This is a genomic window from Pseudomonas sp. D47 (genome assembly GCF_045447305.1).
Classification (GTDB): Bacteria; Pseudomonadota; Gammaproteobacteria; order Pseudomonadales; family Pseudomonadaceae; genus Aquipseudomonas.
On record NZ_JBJGXU010000030.1, the window covers coordinates 34,007 to 51,366 of the forward strand.

13 protein-coding genes are annotated in these 17,360 nt (G+C 60.9%); 5 read left to right on the plus strand and 8 right to left on the minus strand.

Going from position 1 to position 17,360, the window contains the following annotated elements; genetic code table 11:
• Positions 1-3: 3 nt before the first annotated feature.
• The 7 genes from ACI77I_RS19380 to ACI77I_RS19410 form a co-directional block, all read right to left on the minus strand.
• The gene (locus ACI77I_RS19380) at positions 4-1,347 is read right to left on the minus strand and encodes a 3-oxoacyl-ACP reductase (protein WP_406998204.1); all 1,344 of its coding nucleotides are present in this window, start codon (positions 1,345-1,347) and stop codon (positions 4-6) included.
• Positions 1,348-1,651: 304 nt separating this feature from the next.
• On the minus strand, positions 1,652-4,177 hold the full coding sequence (locus ACI77I_RS19385) for an acyl-CoA dehydrogenase (RefSeq protein WP_406998205.1): 2,526 nt from the start codon (positions 4,175-4,177) through the stop codon (positions 1,652-1,654).
• A gap of 233 nt (positions 4,178-4,410) precedes the next feature.
• On the minus strand, positions 4,411-5,862 hold the full coding sequence (locus tag ACI77I_RS19390) for an outer membrane protein transport protein (protein ID WP_094951959.1): 1,452 nt from the start codon (positions 5,860-5,862) through the stop codon (positions 4,411-4,413).
• 120 nt (positions 5,863-5,982) lie between these two features.
• Positions 5,983-6,486 carry an alkane oxidation protein activator PraB gene (gene praB / locus ACI77I_RS19395; protein ID WP_083358168.1) on the minus strand — a complete coding sequence of 168 codons (504 nt, stop codon included), beginning with the start codon at positions 6,484-6,486 and terminating at the stop codon, positions 5,983-5,985.
• A gap of 121 nt (positions 6,487-6,607) precedes the next feature.
• The gene (gene praA, locus ACI77I_RS19400) at positions 6,608-7,102 is read right to left on the minus strand and encodes an alkane oxidation protein activator PraA (protein WP_094951960.1); all 495 of its coding nucleotides are present in this window, start codon (positions 7,100-7,102) and stop codon (positions 6,608-6,610) included.
• 135 nt (positions 7,103-7,237) lie between these two features.
• Positions 7,238-8,518, minus strand: coding sequence for an alkane 1-monooxygenase (locus tag ACI77I_RS19405; protein WP_094951961.1), 1,281 nt, complete (start codon positions 8,516-8,518; stop codon positions 7,238-7,240).
• 258 nt (positions 8,519-8,776) lie between these two features.
• Positions 8,777-9,775 (minus strand): alpha/beta fold hydrolase, encoded by a 999-nt coding sequence (locus ACI77I_RS19410; protein WP_406998215.1) that lies wholly within the window; start codon positions 9,773-9,775, stop codon positions 8,777-8,779.
• A 276-nt stretch (positions 9,776-10,051) separates the two neighbouring features.
• Here ACI77I_RS19410 and ACI77I_RS19415 point away from each other — a divergent pair, with 276 nt between their 5' ends.
• The 3 genes from ACI77I_RS19415 to ACI77I_RS19425 are packed head-to-tail and all read left to right on the plus strand — an operon-like array spanning position 10,052 to position 13,338.
• The gene (locus tag ACI77I_RS19415; RefSeq protein ID WP_406998206.1) at positions 10,052-11,587 is read left to right on the plus strand and encodes a flavin-containing monooxygenase; all 1,536 of its coding nucleotides are present in this window, start codon (positions 10,052-10,054) and stop codon (positions 11,585-11,587) included.
• A complete protein-coding gene (locus ACI77I_RS19420) occupies positions 11,584-12,474 on the plus strand; it encodes an SDR family oxidoreductase (RefSeq protein ID WP_094951963.1) in 891 nt (296 codons plus the stop codon). The genes ACI77I_RS19415 and ACI77I_RS19420 overlap by 4 nt, the downstream gene beginning before the upstream one ends.
• 15 nt (positions 12,475-12,489) lie before the next feature.
• Positions 12,490-13,338 carry a metal-dependent hydrolase gene (locus ACI77I_RS19425; protein WP_094951964.1) on the plus strand — a complete coding sequence of 283 codons (849 nt, stop codon included), beginning with the start codon at positions 12,490-12,492 and terminating at the stop codon, positions 13,336-13,338.
• Here the strand turns inward: ACI77I_RS19425 and ACI77I_RS19430 are convergent.
• Positions 13,335-15,407 carry a PTS sugar transporter subunit IIC/EAL domain-containing protein gene (locus ACI77I_RS19430; RefSeq protein ID WP_406998207.1) on the minus strand — a complete coding sequence of 691 codons (2,073 nt, stop codon included), beginning with the start codon at positions 15,405-15,407 and terminating at the stop codon, positions 13,335-13,337. The two genes, ACI77I_RS19425 and ACI77I_RS19430, sit on opposite strands and share 4 nt — an antisense overlap.
• Positions 15,408-15,692: 285 nt before the next feature.
• Between ACI77I_RS19430 and ACI77I_RS19435 the strand changes: the two genes are divergently transcribed.
• Positions 15,693-16,991 carry a serine hydrolase domain-containing protein gene (locus tag ACI77I_RS19435; protein ID WP_406998216.1) on the plus strand — a complete coding sequence of 433 codons (1,299 nt, stop codon included), beginning with the start codon at positions 15,693-15,695 and terminating at the stop codon, positions 16,989-16,991.
• A gap of 37 nt (positions 16,992-17,028) precedes the next feature.
• Positions 17,029-17,358, plus strand: a complete 330-nt coding sequence (locus tag ACI77I_RS19440) for a DUF6388 family protein (RefSeq protein WP_242155846.1) — start codon at positions 17,029-17,031, stop codon at positions 17,356-17,358.
• The last annotated feature ends 2 nt before the right edge of the window (positions 17,359-17,360 follow it).

Consider the following 17,360-nt stretch of genomic DNA (forward strand, 5'->3'; position numbering starts at 1 on the left):
GGCTCAGGCTCCCAGCAGGCTTTGGCCGCACACGCGTACGACTTGGCCGTTAACCCCGCCGGACGCCGGATGGGCCAGCCAGGCGATGGTCTCGGCCACATCAATCGGTTGCCCGCCTTGGGACATCGAGTTCATGCGCCGCCCCGCCTCGCGAATCATCAGCGGAATTTTCGCGGTCATCTGCGTCTCGATAAACCCGGGCGCCACGGCATTCACCGTGACTTGCTGCTGCGCCGCCAACGGCGCCAGGCCCTGCACCAGGCCAATCACACCGGCCTTGGAGGTGGCGTAGTTGCTTTGCCCCAGGTTGCCGGCAATGCCGGAGATCGACGACACGCACACAATCCGCCCGCCCGGGTTCAACCCTTGGCTGTGCAACAAGGCATTGCTCAGCTGCAACGGCGCTTGCAGGTTGACCGCCAGCACACTGCGCCAGGCCGCCTCGGTCATCTTGGCGATGGTTTTGTCGCGGGTGATCCCGGCGTTGTGCACCACCACGTCGAAGGCGCCGTATTGACTGACATGCGCCTGCAACAACGCGGCGGCATCCGCGGCGGTGATGTCCAGCGCCAAGGCTGAGCCGTTCACACTGTCAGCGGCCTGGCGCAGCGCCTCCTGGGCTTGGGGCACGTCGACGCAAACCACATAGGCGCCGTCGCGGGCCAGCACCTGGGCGATGGCCAGACCAATCCCACGGGAAGCACCCGTCACCAGCGCACGCCGACCGGCGAAGGGTTTGTCCCAGTTCACGGCGACAGCGCCGTCCACCGGCTTTTCCAGGCGCACCACTTGCCCCGACACATAGGCCGAACGGCGCGACAGGAAGAAGCGCAAGCTGCTGTCCAGGGCGTGTTCGGCACCCGGCGCGACGTAGATCAATTGCACGGTGATCGCCCGGCGCAGCTCCTTGGCCAGCGAACGCACCAGGCCTTCAAGGGCACGCTGGGCGATGGCCTGGGGCAAATCCTGGCAATGTTCCGGCGCGGTGCCGAGCACCACCACGCGGCCGTGGTGGCCGAGGCGTTTGGCGTTGGCGTGGAAAAACACGTACAGCTCATCAAGCTGCTGTAAATCGAGCACACCCGTGGCGTCAAACACTGCGCCTTGCACCTTGACCGTGGACGGCGCCTTGAGGGTCGCCGGGGTGGCGGCGACGGTGTCGGTGGCCTCGAAAATCTGTTGCACCTGCGAGGCAAGCCGCCCTGCCCCGGCGACGATCACCGGGTTGGCCAGACCTGACTGGCCGCTGCGATGACGCTGCAACGGTAAGGGTTGCGGCAGGCCGATAGCCTGGGCCAAGCGCCGGCCCCAGGGGGAATTGACGAAGGATAGGTAGCTGTCACTCATAAAAGGTCCCACTCACAAAACAATCCTGCCTTGTAAACCCGATCAACTGTGGGAGCTGGCTTGCCTGCGATACAGACGACTCGGTCTTGCCGATACACCGAGGTGATCCCTTCGCAGGCAAGCCAGCTCCCACATTGAACGCGTTCATTCAGTAAACGTATTCACTCACACCACGTGCCTTGCCTTGTAAACCCGCCCCCTGTGGGAGCTGGCTTGCCTGCGATACAGGCGACTCGGTCTTGCCGATACACCGAGGTGATGCCATCGCAGGCAAGCCGGCCCCCACAGGTGGACCGCGCTTCTCCTAGTTCACCGAGGCGTTTTCGCCTTGGGGGGTGCGGCGTTTGGCCTTGGGCTCCAGCGCTTGCTGACGCTGCTGCAACGCTTCGAGCAAGCCGAAATCCTGCGGGAAGTCGTCGACTTGAATGCCATGGTCGGCGTATTCCACATAGCGCCCCAGCAAGCTGTCTTCCTCGTCACTGATCAAGTCCAGCGCCCGCGCTTTGACGCGCCAGCCGGTGAAGGCCGTGGCGCAAATCGGCATCGGTTCGATCAGGCCTTGCTTGACCGCCGACTTGAGCCGCGCTTCGATCAGTTCTACCTGCGGCAACAAGCGAAAGCCCAATTCGCCGTAAGCCAGCTTGTCGATTTCCGGGCGTGGGATGTAGGAGTTAGCCAGCAACCGGCCGCGGGTTTCGCCTGGGGTTTGCACCACATCCGCCACTTGCGCCAGCAAGCGGTCCGAGGGTTTACGCAGTGGAATACCGAACGGGAAACTCAAACCGCGCACCACGACTGCAGCGGCTTTGGAGGGGTAGTTATCGAGCACTTCGGCCAGGGCTTCATGGGCACGCAACAGCGCGTCTTGGGCCGACCAGTGCACCAGCGGCAGGTCTGCCTGGGGCCGTCCGTCATCCTCAAAGCGCTTGAGCACGCAGGACAGGATGTACAGTTGCGACAGAATATCCCCCAGGCGCCCGGTGATACTTTCCTTACGCTTGAGCGCACCGCCGAGTACGCCCATGGACACGTCCGAGATCAACGCCAGCACCACCGACAGCCGATTGGCCTGGCGGTAGTAGGACGCCAGCGCCGGGTCGGTCTTGGCCGGTGCAGAAAGCAGCCGCCCACCCGTCAGCGAATGCACCGCCGCGCGTACGGTATTGGCCAGCACAAAGCTCACATGGCCGAACATCGCGCTGTCGAATGCCTCCAGCGCCTTGCGCCGGTCCGGGTTGCGCGCGGCTTCCATCTCGCGGAACACATAGGGATGGCAGCGGATCAGGCCCTGACCAAAGATGATCAGGCAACGGGTCATGATGTTCGCGCCCTCCACGGTGATCGCAATCGGGCTTTGCTGGTAAGCGCGGGCCAGGAAGTTATTCGGCCCCATGCAGATACCCTTGCCGGCGACGATGTCCATGCCGTCGTTGACGATGATCCGCGCGCGCTCGGTGACGTGGTATTTGGCGATGGCCGAGATCACCGAGGGTTTTTCGCCGGCATCCAGGGACGCCACCGAGACCTTGCGCACCGCATCGCAGGCATACAAATGCCCGGCCATGCGCGCCAATGGCGCCTGCACGCCTTCAAACTTGCCGATGGGCAGGCCGAACTGTTTACGCATCGCCGCGTAGGCGGTGGTGCCGCGCACCGCGACTTTGCCCAGGCCGACGTTGGCCGAGGGTAAGGAAATCGCCCGCCCGGCTGCCAGGCATTCCATCAACATGCGCCAGCCATTGCCGACCTGTTCGCGGCCGCCGATGACCCATTCCAGCGGAATAAACACATCCTTGCCGGTGGTCGGGCCGTTCTGGAACACGGCGTTCAGCGGCCAGTGACGACGGCCGCTGTTCACACCTGGGTGGGACGTTGGAATCAACGCGCAGGTAATCCCCAGCGAGCCCGCCTTGCCGAGCAAACCGTCCGGGTCTTCGGCACGAAACGCCAGGCCAAGCACCGTGGCGATGGGGCCAAGGGTGATATAGCGCTTGTCCCAAGTCACTTTGAAACCCAGCACTTCCTCGCCTTCGTGCACGCCTTTGCAGACGATGCCCAGGTCGGGAATCGCCCCGGCATCGGAACCGGCATAGGGGCTGGTCAGCGCAAAGCAGGGAATGTCTTCACCCCGCGCCAGGCGCGGCAGGTAGTAATTGCGCTGGGCATCGGTGCCGTAATGCAGCAGCAGTTCAGCCGGGCCCAGGGAGTTGGGCACCATCACCGAAATCGCCGCCGCCGAGCAGCGCGTCGACAGTTTCATCACCACTTGCGAATGCGCATAGTGGGAGAAGCCTTTGCCGCCGTACTGCTTGGGAATGATCATGCCGAGGAACCCGGCGTCCTTGGTGTACTGCCAGCCTTCGGGGGACATGTCCTGCCAGACCTGGGTGGTTTCCCAGTCGTTGGCAATGTCACAGAGGGTCTCGACCTCGTTGTCGAGAAAGGCTTGTTCTTCAGCGCTGAGGCTGGCCGGTGCGGCCTTGAGCAGGCGGTCCCAGTTGGGTTTGCCGCTGAACAGCTCGGCATCCCACCACACGGTGCCGGATTCGATCGCGGCGCGTTCGGTGTCGGACATGGCCGGCATGATTGTACGAAACAGGCCTAGGGCCTTGCTGGTCAACAACGCGCGGCGCAGGGGCTTGATCGCCAGCAGCAACGCGGGCAACACCACCAGTATCGCCGCGACGGTGGCGCCAAACCCGGCCACCACGTTGAACAGGTAACCCGCCGCCAGCCAGATAAGGCCAGCGCCCAACCACAGGGCGGCGACGGCTTGTCGATACGCCAGGGCAATCGCTGCTGCGAAGCCCACCAATAACCAGATAACCATGGGGATACCTCTACTTGATTCAGGGCGTGGCCGATGCGCAGGCCACTCGAAATGAGCGGCGGCGCAAGACCACACTACAAACTTGAAAAGCTAAATTCAAATTATGTTTTGAAATTTTTATTTAATGTTTTCGCGCAACAATAACGGGCTGAACGCGTCAGCCTGCTTGAACAGCAATCAGGGGGTTAAGCCGCGAGCACCTAGATGCGCTGGGTGCCCGGGCCGCAATGGTTTTAGAACTTGTAGGTAGCAGACAGACTGACGATGTCGCCTGAAGACTCAGCCGTACCGTCTAGTCGACCGCCACCAAGACGATCAACGTTTTGGGTTTTGATGTTGACCTTCTCGACAAACTGGTGCGAATACGCGGCATCCAGCGTCAAGCCCGGAATGGCCTTGATGTCGTAACCCGCACCCAGCGAGGCAAAGTAACGATCGCCGTCCGGGATACGTGGGTCACGCGTCGAGTTGCGCGTGGGGGTTTGGTCATACGCCACACCGGCCCGCAGGGTCAGCTCATCCGTGGCCTTGAAATCGCCACCCACGGAGTACATCCAGGCATCCCGATAGTTGTAAGGAATGGCAACGATCGTCGAGCCCTCGGACTTGAGTGTCAGGTCCTTGAAGGACGACCATTGCGTCCACATGGCGCTGAGACCCAAGGTCCAACGGTCGTTGAACTGGTGCACCCAGTCGATCGCGGCAGTCGCCGGAATATCCAGCTGAGTGCTGGCATTGGCGCCGTTGGGGTACAACTTCAGCCCAGGGTACGCCGTTTCGACCAGCGTCTTACCGGTACCGAAGACGGTGTCGTCGGTCATCAAGCCGTTGTTCAACGCATCAGCCCGAATGTTGTATTTACCGGTCAGCTTGTTTTTGATTTTGGCGTGGTAGTTAAGGCCCAACGAGTCTTGGTCAGTCGGCTTCCAGACAACGCCAGTAAACCAGCCAACGGAGACGTTATCGACCTTGACGCGCATCAGCGCGCTGCCGACGCCCGACGGAAACGCCCCATTGCCCAAACCGGGAGAGACCGACGCAGCCGAAAACAGATCGATGTTCTGGCTGACGAAGCCTTGGCTACGCTGGACGATCATGCCACCACCGATGGAGAAGTCGTCACGCACTTTGAACGATAACGACCCCGTCAAGCCGACGGTTTCGATTTTGGTGTCGACGGCGAAGTCGCGAAACTTGGAGTTTTCATTCCAGGTGGTACGCATCCCTTGTGGCACGACCTGACTGAGGCCGAATGCAAAACGGTCACCCATCGGGATGACCAGAAAACCGGTCGGCAACCAGGCGGTGAAACCGCCCTGGCCACCGTCATTGTTGTTGACGACTGCCGTACTCGGATCAAAGCTGGCATCGGGCATCACGGCGGTATTGGAGACTGGGTTACCGGCGTAGTCGTAAGCCTGGCCGCTGTATTTGATCTTCACACGCGCATAGTCGACGGTCTGTTGAACCACGGCCTGGTCAACAAATGCCATGGCCGCCGGGTTGTTGTAAGCAGAACTTGGGTCGTTCTTGAACAGAGAACCGCCGCCGAACGCCCGCCCCCACCCAGGGGCACCGTAAGTCGGCGTGGAGAAACCACCCGCCTGCACGGGCGCTGTCGTCATCAGCCCCCCCAGTAATGCCAGCCCCAGCAGTGTTTGAGCCTGTTGTTTCTTAGTGATCATGCGGCACTCCTTATTATTATGCGCTCCCGGTATTGCCGGGTTTCCACGTCAGCCGGCACCTCTTGCGAGACACCGGCCTTTCATCGGGAGATCAACCCTTTGTCCTGCGACGCGCGCCCTTTATGGGTTAACGGTCAGACCGGCGGCAGTAGTGGTCAGCGATACAATGTTGCAGCCGCCGCTCAGCGCCTGGTTAGCCGCGGTGAGGGTGTGAGTCGCAGCGTTCCAGGCCACACTGATGGTGGAAGGGCCGCAATCGGTGGCTGGGATAACGATGGACTTTTTGATGGTGTAACCCACGTTCTCCACCTGGCCTGTAGTGCCCGACAATGCGGTCAGCTTCCAGCCTGGCGACGGGATGCTTTTGAGGGTTGGCAACGAGCAGAGGCCACCACCGGTCAGGGCGGCATTGTTAATAGTGGCAACGCCGCCACTCACATTACCGCTGAAGGTAATACCGCACGTCACAGAGCCCCCGAATGAAGACGGTGACTGCACGACGATGGAGCCTGCGGTGGTGGTAAAAGGACCTTCCGGGCTGATCGAAGCCGCGCTGGCCAGCGAAGCAGCACCCATGCAAACAGTCAGAGCAGTCAACGACACGAGAGTTTTCAAGCTTTTCATTGTTTTTCCTCACATGTTATGGCGAGTCATTTCGCCAGGGGTAATGGCCATGATCGAGAGGTCACGGTGAAACTGCAGAACTTCCCTTTCCAGCCAAATCTCAATTCAATTACCGCACCGTTTACTCGACCACTTTGAAGGTCGGCGGCATCTTGATCGACACTGTCTTGATCGTGCAGTCTTCGCCAATCGGCACATTGACGGCTTCCAACTTGCCGGTGGCGTTATCCCAAGTACCGTCGGCGGTTGAAGGGCCGCACTTGCCGCCCAGGCCAAAGGCATGAACATCCACGCTGATCTTGGACATGGAGCCGCTCTTGGTATCCTTGGCAACTAATACCCAAGGCAAGTTGATGGCTTCGACGCGGCTGCACTTAAGGCCGCCGTCAAATTCAACTTTATCGACATTCACCGATGAACCATCGGCCGCGACCTTGCCAGCCACCTTGATGGTGCAGTCGGCGCTGATCAGCGCGCCCTTGGAAAAGCTGATCGGCCCCTGGGCCGTAAAGGCGCTGCCGGCAGGCTCTATACGCGCGGCCTGGGCCTGGTGGTAGACAATCAGGCCCAGGGCGGCCAATACGACATGGGCGGTGAACTTGGCAGGGCTTTGCATAATGTACGTCCTTCCCTTGAAATTATTGTTGTTCGGGTCAAACCACTTTCTTGCAACTAAACCGCTAAACCTTGGGCGATGAAAACCTGCGCGATACACAGATCCCGAGTTCGCCCATCCTGTTTTTAAATCAGATCAAAACGGCCTGGCACTGTTGCTGTACTTCTCCAGGTACTTCAAACGTTGTGACGGTTGAAGATTAGCCAGGCTGATATCACCGGCGTAATGATTGAGTACCCGATGGTCCATGCGGCGTCGCCACAAGTACGGCACATAGGCCCAGACAATCATGCTCGCGTAGCCATAAGGCAGTTGCGGCGACTCATCAAAGTGGCGCAACGACTGATAACTACGCGTGGGGTTAGCATGGTGATCGGAATGACGCTGCAGTTGGAACAGAAAGATATTGGTCACGATCCGATTGCTGTTCCACGAGTGCCGTGGCGAGCAACGCTCATAACGGCCGTTGGGCAACTTCTGGCGTTTAAGCCCGTAGTGCTCCACGTAGTTGACCACTTCCAGTAACGAGAACCCATAAATGCCCTGGATGATCAGGAACGGAATCACTGACGCCCCCAACCAAGCAATCATTGCGCCCCACAACACCACGCTGTACATCCAGGCGCTGAGCACGGCGTTCTTCCAGTGCAACGCCGGCAGGCCGAGTTTGCGCAGGCGTTCGCGCTCCAAGTTCCAGGCCGATACGGCGCTGAACCACACCGAGCGCGGCAGGAACGCCCAGAAGCTTTCACCCAGGCGCGAGCTGGCCGGGTCTTCCGGCGTGGCCACGCGCACGTGGTGGCCACGGTTGTGTTCGGTGTAGAAGTGCCCGTAGAAGGTCGGCGCCAACGTAACTTTGGCCAGGAACACTTCCAGCGCCTTGGGCTTGTGCCCCAGCTCGTGGGCGGTGTTGATCGCAATGCCGGTGGCGGCACCGGTGGACATCGCCATGCCCAGGTAAGTGAACCAGGTGATTTCGCCGTGCAACTCGGTGCGTGCGGTCATAAACGCGGCGGTTTTGGCCAGCCAGCTAGATGGTTCGAGGGTGGCGGTGGCGTTGAGCAGGCCGCCGTTGATGATCCAGTCGATACCGCCGGCAGCCAGCCAGCCGGTGATCACCACGGAGGCGATCACAAACAGCACGCCGGTGTAGACGATCCAACGGTAATAGCTTTGCGATTCAAGGTTGCTGACGGCAGATTCGGGTGGGTTGCTGACGTCTTCGCCGAGCAGACCGTCGATCAAGGGGATGAAACCAAAGATCACCAGTACGCCAACCCACCACAGTTGCTGCACGCCGGTGGTAATGGCCAGCGCGCCGGAAAGCAATGGGGTTGCCAGGGGCATGATGCCCAACCACCAGAGGTGACGTTTGCCGTCGGCCCAGACGGTCGGAGTTACCAGAGTCTGATTCATGGCAGCCTCCGAACGAGACAGATTGGAGATGCGATAAAAGGCGTTTTTTTCATTATTTTATTCGCTCTTAGGCATTTCAAAAATCGTTTCAAATTTCACATTGAAATAATTTTTTTAAATAAATAGCGCGGAATCGTTAGGTCGTCAACTAGTTTCTCGAAGGCTTTTTGACGTGACCGGGCAGTCTCTTTTTCAGCCATCTAGTCAGGTGTCTAAAGCAGGCATCGACGCCGTTGAACCGCGAGTCGGGTAGCACAATTATTTACTCGCCAGGGCAAACGGCGGGTGCAACACGGTGGCACTTTCTACCGGCCTGACGCGCTTGGCGACCTGCTCCACCACGGCCACCACGCGCTCTGTGGCGGTGATCGGCAACATATGCCCACGGCCCTCCACCACCTGCAGCTTCAGCCCAGGCACCTTGCTTGCCAGGGCCTGGCCGTGCTTCTGGAAGTCCAGCACCTGGTCGCGCGCGCCATAGATCAGGCCGATCGGCAGGGTCAGTTGCGGGTAGCGCTTGACCATGTCCGGCAGGTGATCGTTGACCGTGTTGATCTCGGTGGAGGCGGCGTAGAAGTTGGTTGGGCGCATACCCAGCAACCCGCCACCGCGCGTGGCGAAGTCCGCCGGCGCGGCATCAGGGGCGAACACGCCCTTCACGACCGAACCTTTGGTCAGCAGGCCAACGGGCATGGTCAGCGTGTGTGACACCCAGCGCCGCAACCACGCTGGGCGTACCGCCAGGGACAGGAACACCAGCGGCAGCAGGCGCTGGGGATGGGTCAGCGGCGCCACCAGGATCAACCCGGACACCGCGTGGGGATGGTCAAGCGCCAGCGCCAAAGCAAGCGCCCCGCCGAGGGAATGCCCCAGCACCAGCGGTTTATCCAGGTCCAGGGTCTTGATAAACGCAGCGATTTGCCGAGCCTGGCCCGGCAGGTCTGCCGCCGTGCCGTTGTGGCGCGTGGAATAGCCCGACCCCGGACGATCCAGCGTGATCACCCGAAAATGCTCACGCAACTGGCCGGACAAGGCATACGTCAAGTTGCGACTGCTGCCCATCAGCCCGTGAATCATCACCAGCGGCGGGCCCTTGCCTTCCTCTACATAATGAAAGCGCTCGCCATCGACCTCGACAAAACGCCCGTTGATCGGCACACGGGCTTCTATGCGCCGTGTCATCCAGGCACTGAAGCCCCATAACACCACGCTCGCCCCCGCCAATACGCCCGCAGCGACAACCCATTCAACCGCCATAGCTTGGCCCTCTGCTTCCCTGCTGCTGGCGACCCGACCGGTATTGATCAAGGCCTCAGCCATCGTCCACACCTTGGACCTAAACTTCATGCAACCCGTACTCGTCCGTCGGACAAGTCGCACATGAGGAACAAGGTCCTAGCGTAGGCGATATTTTCAGGTAGATTATTTAAAATCTTTTTTAAAATAATTAATTCATTTTTCCTTTGCAATGGTGTTCTATCTAAAAGACAAAACAAAAACAGGAGCACATCTGATGCCCAAGAGGGACAACTCATGAATGCCCACAGCGACTCAATCGACATCGCCATCATCGGTTCAGGGTTTGCCGGCCTGTGCATGGCGATCAAACTCAAGGAAGCCGGGCTCACCGACTTCTTTGTCGCCGAACAGGCCGCCACACTCGGCGGCACCTGGCGCGACAACCACTACCCGGGTTGCGCTTGCGATGTGCAGTCCCACGTGTACTCGTTTTCGTTTGCACCAAACCCGGACTGGACCCGCCAGTTCGCGCCCCAGGCAGAGATCCGCGCGTACCTGGAGCAATGCGCACAGCGTTTCGAGCTGGCGCCCTACCTGCGTTTCGGCATGGGCCTGCAACGAGCAGTGTTTGATGAGCAGCAGCAACGCTGGCAATTGAGCTTCAGCGATGGCCGCCAAGTCAGCGCGCGGGTGCTGGTGTCGGGCATGGGCGGCTTGTCGCGCCCGGCGCTGCCGGATATTCCTGGGCTGGACAACTTCAAGGGCAAAAGCTTCCACTCCCAGCACTGGGATCATGACTATTCATTGAAAGGCAAACGCGTGGCGGTGATCGGCACCGGCGCCAGCGCTATCCAGTTCGTGCCGCAGATCGCGCCGCAGGTGGCGCACCTGGACCTGTTCCAGCGCACGCCGCCGTGGATCATGCCCAAGCCCGACCGCAAGATTTCGCGCCTTGAGCGCTGGGCCTTCAAGCACCTGCCCTTCACCCAGCGCCTGGTGCGCGGGGCGTTTTATTGGGCGCTGGAAGGCCGCGTGGTCGGCTTTGCCCTGCACCCACGGCTGATGAAGATGGTGCAGAAAATCGCCCTGCGGCACCTGCGCAAACAAGTGGCGCGCCCTTCCCTGCGTAAAACCCTGACGCCGGACTACACCATCGGCTGTAAGCGCGTGCTGATCTCCAATGACTATTACCCGGCGTTGTCACGCAGCAATGTCGAGGTGGTGACCGACAAGGTGCTGCGCATCGAAGCTGACGGTGTGATCACCGCCGACGGCATCAAGCACCCGGCCGACTGCCTGATTTTCGGCACCGGGTTCCAGGCCACCGACCCGCTGCCCCGCGATTGCATCATCGGCCGCGACGGCATCGACCTGATGGATGCCTGGCGCGATGGCGCCCACGCCTACAAAGGCACCACGGTGCCGGGCTATCCGAACCTGTTCCTGATTGTCGGGCCGAACACCGGCCTTGGGCATAACTCGATGATTCTGATGATCGAAGCCCAAGTCACCTACATCCTCGATGCCATTGAGCACATGCAGCGCCAACGCATCGCCACCGTGGACGTCAAACCCGCCGTGGAGCTGGCCTACAACCAGCAGTTGCAAGCCAAGCTCAAGCGCACCATCTGGAGCACCGGCGGTTGCCAGAGCTGGTACCTCGACCCGCGCACCGGCAAAAACACCACCCTGTGGCCCGGCTCGACCTGGCGCTTCAAGCAGGTCACGCGGCACTTCGCCCTCAAGGACTACCTCGCCCACCCACTGCCTGCGCCGACACCTCGCGCGGTTCCGGCGCCCCACTCCACCGCAGAAGGCAGCCTGTCATGAAGTCATTCAACGGCCGCGTAGCGGCCATCACCGGCGCGGCGTCCGGCATGGGTCGCGCACTGGCACTGGCGCTCGCCCGCGAAGGTTGCCACCTGGCCCTGGCGGACAAGAACAGCCAAGGGCTGGAACAGACCTTGGCGCTGATCAAGACCTCGACGCTGGCGCCGGTAACGATCACCACCCAGGTGCTGGATGTGTCCGACCGCCAGGCCATGCAGGATTGGGCGGCACGCTGCGTGGCGGATCACGGCCAGGTCAACCTGATCTTCAACAACGCCGGCGTGGCGCTGTCGAGCACCGTCGAAGGCGTGGACTATGCCGACCTCGAGTGGATCGTCGGCATCAATTTCTGGGGCGTGGTGCATGGCACCAAGGCGTTTTTGCCGCACCTCAAAGCCAGCGGCGACGGCCATGTGATCAACACCTCCAGCGTGTTCGGCCTGTTCGCCCAGCCTGGCATGAGCGGCTACAACGCGACCAAATTTGCGGTACGCGGCTTTACCGAATCCCTGCGCCAGGAACTCGACCTGCAACGCTGCGGGGTGTCCGCCACCTGCGTGCACCCCGGCGGTATTCGCACCGATATCTGCCGCAGCAGCCGTATCGACGCGAACATGACCGGCTTTCTGATCCACAGCGAGCAACAGGCCCGCGCCGACTTCGAAAAGCTCTTCATCACCGACGCCGACCACGCCGCCAAGGTCATCCTGCAAGGCGTGCGCAACAACAAACGCCGCGTGCTGATCGGCCGCGATGCGTATTTTCTCGACCTGCTCGCCCGCTGCCTGCCCGCCGCTTATCAAGCCCTGGTGGTGTTCGCCAGCAAGCGCATGGCGCCCAAACAGCGCACGCCGGTGTTTGAAACCAACGACGAACCTCGTCTCTAAACAGGAGCACGTACGATGCTACCCATCCGTCGCGATATCCGTTTTGCCTTGCCTGCCGAGCGCATCAAGGACTGGCATGAACAAGGCCCGTTCATCACGCACTTCTTCAACGCGTTGTCGCTGCTGTTTCCCCAGGGCGAGCTGTTTTTCATGGACAGCGTGCGCCACTACCGCGATCGCATCGACGACCCTGAGCTTAAAAAAGAGATCCAGGGGTTTATCGGCCAGGAAGCCATGCACAGCCGCGAACACGTGGCCTACAACGATCATTTGCAAGCCGCGGGCCTGCCGGCGCACACCCTCGACCGACGCCTGAAATTCATCCTCGACCTGCAGAAAAAACACCTGCCGCCCTCGTTCAACCTGGCGGTCACCATCGCGCTTGAGCACTACACGGCGATGCTCGCGGAAATCCTGCTGAGTGACCCTTCGCGTTTTGGCCAATCACTCAAAGGCTACCAGCAGATGTGGCACTGGCACGCCCTGGAAGAAACCGAACACAAAGCCGTGGCGTTCGACGTGTGGAACACGGTGATCAAGCCGGGGCCTGGGCGCTACCTGTTGCGCACCGGCACCATGCTCGTCACCAGCGTATTCTTCTGGCTGGTGGTACTGGATTTCCACCTGCGCCTGCTGATTGCCGACCGCAAGGCTGGCGGGCACGTGAAGGGCTTCTGGCGCATGCTCAAGTTTCTGTACGGCCCCAAGGGCGTGTTCCCGCGCATGCTGCGGCCGTGGCTGCACTACTTCAAACCGGGCTTTCACCCCTGGGACCACGACAACCGCGCGCGCTTGGCGGGGATCGATCGTTTAGTCGAAGAGATCGAACAGACCCAGCGCGAATACGCGGCGCAGCCGGGTTAAACCTGAGCCGCCGCGCGTTCGCGCACAAAGCGCTGCAACTGATCGCCGGGCAGTGCCTTGCTGAAATACCAGCCCTGAATGAACAGCTCAGTGCCGGTATTCAAGAACGCCAACTGCTCGGCGGTCTCTACGCCTTCGACCACAACGCCCAGGTTCAGCGCCTCGCAGAAACGCAGCATGCCGGTGAGCACCTGGGCGCCCTTGGGGTCGCGCTGGGCCACCACGAAGCTGCGGTCGATCTTGATGAAATCCACCGGAAACTGGTGCAGATAACTCAAGGCTGAAAACCCGGTGCCGAAGTCGTCGATATACACCTTGGCGCCAATGGCCTGGAGTTTCTGGATGGTCCGGCGCGTGGCCTGGACATCGCCGACCAGCGCGTCTTCGGTGATTTCCACCGACACCTGGCCATGGGCCTGGGCGAGGATCTCCACCAGGCGATCCGCGTAGGCAGCGTCCGTCAGCGTGGCGCTGGAAACATTGATGGTCATCGGCAAAGCAAAGCCCCCCTTGCGCCACTTTTGGTACTGGCGCACCGCCTGGGACGCCACCCACACATCCACGTCCGGCATCAACCGCGCCTGGGCCAACCACTGCAGGAACTCCCAAGGTGAATGCACCGTGCCCTGGTTGTCCCGCGCGCGCATCAGGGCCTCGCACCCCGTGCACAGGCCGGTGCGGGTAGAGATTTGCGGTTGAAATTCGAGGTAGAACTCGTAGTCGCTGATCTGCTGGATGCGGCTCAGCGCCACGGCCTGTTGGGCCAGGATCTTGTGCGACGCCAACACCGCGTCCAGCGCCAACAGGCGGCCTTTCTCTTCGAGGCCACGGAAGGTCATGTCCAGCGATTTAAGGTAAACCGTGCCGCCCTCGCTGGACTGGCGATGAATCGCGCGTACGTACGGCGCGTACACCAGCGTGCCGAGGCCCAATAGCGCGACTTGCAGCACCACTGCCGCCACATCGCCATGGGTGCTGAGGTAGGCATTGAGCAGCACCGGCGCGGTAAACGGCACACTGGCCACCGCCGGTGAGACCCAGCCCAGTTGCACCACCGCCAACGCCACCATGGTGTTAAGCGCCGGCACCAGCAAAAACGGGATGAACAGACGCGGGTTAAGGATGATCGGCAACCCAAACAGCAGCACTTCGCTGACGTTGAACAACGACAGCGGCAAACTGGCCATCGCCAGCAAACGCATGGACTGGCTTTTAGAGAACAGCAGGATCGCCACCAGCAGGCACAACGCCCCGCCGGAGCCACCGATAAACGCGAAACTGCCCAGCAAGCCACTGTTGAGCAGGTACTTGATCGGTTCACCGGCCGCCAAGGCCGCACCGTTAAGCACCACCGCCTGGTCGAGTACATCGAACAACGGCTGCATGGCGTACACACCGTGAATGCCGAAAAACCACAGCAGCGAATTCATCAAGGTCACAAACAAGCCGCTGCCATACGGCGTTTGCAAGGCGTCGAGCACCTGCGGGCCTTGCAGTTGCGCCACATAAGGGATTTGCAGCAGCAACGACAGAATGACCACCAGCAACAAGGCGGTGATGGCGCCGGGCACCACCATATTGATGGTGCCGCGCAGGTTGTGGCCGACCAGGTCCTCGTTGACCAGACGCGTCCACCGAAACCGATGCAGCCAGGCAATCGCCGGCACATTGAGCAGCGGCGAGGCGATGGCGATAAACAATACAAAGGTGGCCGAAGCGCGCGGGTAATCACGCAACACAAACGTGGCGACCACCACATGGGCCAGGCACAAAAACGCGACGGGCAATTGGGGCAGGCGGTGCTGAATCGCCAACATATAACCAATCGAGGCAGCGACCAGCAGCGGGATCACTGAGCTGATTTGGTTGTGCAGCCCAGACAGAAAGGCCACCACCTGCGGATCGACCCCCAGCACCCTGGCGCATTCGGAAAGGATCAGGAACCCGGCCGACACCAGCAGGCACGGCAAAATCCACAACAAGCCCTCACGGATGGCACGCAACGATTCGGTGCTGGCCAAGGCAGCCAGACGTTGCGTGAGGAAAAGTTTGAACAGCGTTTGCGCCATGCTCCGTCCCTCTGTTCCTCTGCCCATCGCTCTGTGCCTCTGCGCCCATGGTAGGCAAGCCCGAAAACCCTGGTTAACGCTACACGCCCTGATAGCCTGCGCGAAAGGTTTTTACCGGCTCGTCAGTAATTATTTAGAATTGATTTTGCCCGTTGATGCTTGTCGGTTACCGAGTGTTAGCCCATCCTTTGCCGCGTGACTCTCGAACGGACCCGAGCTCAGGCCTTGCTCCGTGTGCATTTTGCGACACCAAGGAGCTTGGCGATGCGCCCCATCCTGCCCCTCATGAGCTGCGCGCTGCTGGTTTTTTCGAGCTGCGCCGTCAACGCCGGCGTTGAGCAATTTCCCGACGCCCAAGCCAGTGACCCTGCCCGCCTCAAGTGGATGGTCGGCGCCCCGCCGCCGCCGGACAAAACCCTGCGTTTTGAAGATGGCAGCTACTTTCGTTTCCCGGCCTTGCGCTGGAGTGTGGCGAACTTCCGTCAGCTGATGCCGACCGTCAATGTGTCGCGGGGGCTCGGTGCTGCATCGGCGCTGCCGCAGCGTATTGACCCGCGCATCGAAGCGCTGCCCATAGTGCCCATCGGCGCCGACCAACCGCTGACCTGGCGCCAGACGCTGGAGGCCACCTACACCGACGGCATCGTGGTGTTGCACCGAGGGGCCGTGGTGTATGAGCGCTACTTCGGGGTACTCAAGGAAGACGGGCAACATGCGGCCATGTCCGTGACCAAATCAGTAGTCGGCACACTGGGCGCGATGCTGGTGGCCGACGGCACCCTCGATGCGGGTAAAAAGATCGCCGACTATGTGCCCGAACTGGCCCAATCCGCATTCGGCAGCGCCACGCTGCGCCAGGTATTGGACATGACCACGGGCCTTGACTACAGCGAAGACTACGCCGACTCCAACGCCGGGATCTGGGCGTACCTCCAAGCCGGTAATCCGCTGCCCAAGCCCAAGAACTACATGGGGCCGCGCAACTACTTCGAGTTCCTGCAAACCGTCAAGCCACGCGGCGAACATGGTCAGGCGTTCAGCTACAAAACCGTGAACACCGACGTGCTCGGCTGGGTGATCGCCCGCGCTACCGGGCGCAATGTTGCACAGTTGCTCAGTGAACGCATCTGGAGCCGGCTGGGCAGTGAGCAGGACGCGTATTTCAGCGTCGACTCCATCGGCACACCGTTCGCCGGTGGCGGCTTGAACGCAGGCCTGCGGGACATGGCGCGCTTCGCTGAAATGTTGCGCAATAACGGCCGCTTCAACGGCGAGCAAATCGTCCCCGACAGCGTGGTGAAAGACATTCGCCAAGGTGGCGACAAGCACGCGTTTGCCCAGGCCGGTTACAGCCAATTGAAAGGTTGGAGCTATCGCAACATGTGGTGGGTCACCCACAACCCGGATGGCGCGTTCATGGCCCGTGGCGTGCATGGCCAGAGTATTTACATCGACCCGGCGGCCGAAATGGTGATTGTGCGCTTCGCCTCCCACCCGGTAGCGGCCAATGCCGCGAATGACGGGGTGACGTTGCCGGCGTATGAGGCAATCGCGCGCTACCTGATTGCAAACCCAGGGGCATGACCCCATTGAGTCAATTCACTTAAACGGGAGCAAGCCCTTGTCAGAACCCGGTGATAATCACCAACGTGCCCTGGATCGGTTCTTAAGCGAACATCCGGATGTGGCCACGCAGCTCGATACCCTCAACCCCTTGGCCGCGCAGGCCAAGGGTGAAACCCAGGCGCAGTATCGTGCCGAACGCCTGCACGAAGCCTTCGAGGCCGAGGCTGAGCACCAGGGCCTGTTTGCCTGGGAGCTGACCCTCAAGTTGACGGCCGAGACCCCCGAAGCGTTCGAGGCCCAACGCCTGGAAGTGCACAAGGAAGTTGCGCAGATGGCGGGGTTGAGCTGGGCTGAATACTGTCAATTGCATGGCTTGGCTGGGTGAGC

Coding starts and splice junctions, on each gene's coding strand:
- ACI77I_RS19410 (WP_406998215.1), bottom strand. CDS start 9,775: ATGGCGGTTGAATGGGTTGTCGCTGCGGGCGTATTGGCGGGGGCGAGC.
- ACI77I_RS19405 (WP_094951961.1), bottom strand. CDS start 8,518: ATGAATCAGACTCTGGTAACTCCGACCGTCTGGGCCGACGGCAAACGT.
- ACI77I_RS19380 (WP_406998204.1), bottom strand. CDS start 1,347: ATGAGTGACAGCTACCTATCCTTCGTCAATTCCCCCTGGGGCCGGCGC.
- ACI77I_RS19430 (WP_406998207.1), bottom strand. CDS start 15,407: ATGGCGCAAACGCTGTTCAAACTTTTCCTCACGCAACGTCTGGCTGCC.
- ACI77I_RS19415 (WP_406998206.1), top strand. CDS start 10,052: ATGAATGCCCACAGCGACTCAATCGACATCGCCATCATCGGTTCAGGG.
- ACI77I_RS19435 (WP_406998216.1), top strand. CDS start 15,693: ATGAGCTGCGCGCTGCTGGTTTTTTCGAGCTGCGCCGTCAACGCCGGC.
- ACI77I_RS19385 (WP_406998205.1), bottom strand. CDS start 4,177: ATGGTTATCTGGTTATTGGTGGGCTTCGCAGCAGCGATTGCCCTGGCG.
- praB (WP_083358168.1), bottom strand. CDS start 6,486: ATGAAAAGCTTGAAAACTCTCGTGTCGTTGACTGCTCTGACTGTTTGC.
- ACI77I_RS19420 (WP_094951963.1), top strand. CDS start 11,584: ATGAAGTCATTCAACGGCCGCGTAGCGGCCATCACCGGCGCGGCGTCC.
- ACI77I_RS19425 (WP_094951964.1), top strand. CDS start 12,490: ATGCTACCCATCCGTCGCGATATCCGTTTTGCCTTGCCTGCCGAGCGC.
- praA (WP_094951960.1), bottom strand. CDS start 7,102: ATGCAAAGCCCTGCCAAGTTCACCGCCCATGTCGTATTGGCCGCCCTG.
- ACI77I_RS19390 (WP_094951959.1), bottom strand. CDS start 5,862: ATGATCACTAAGAAACAACAGGCTCAAACACTGCTGGGGCTGGCATTA.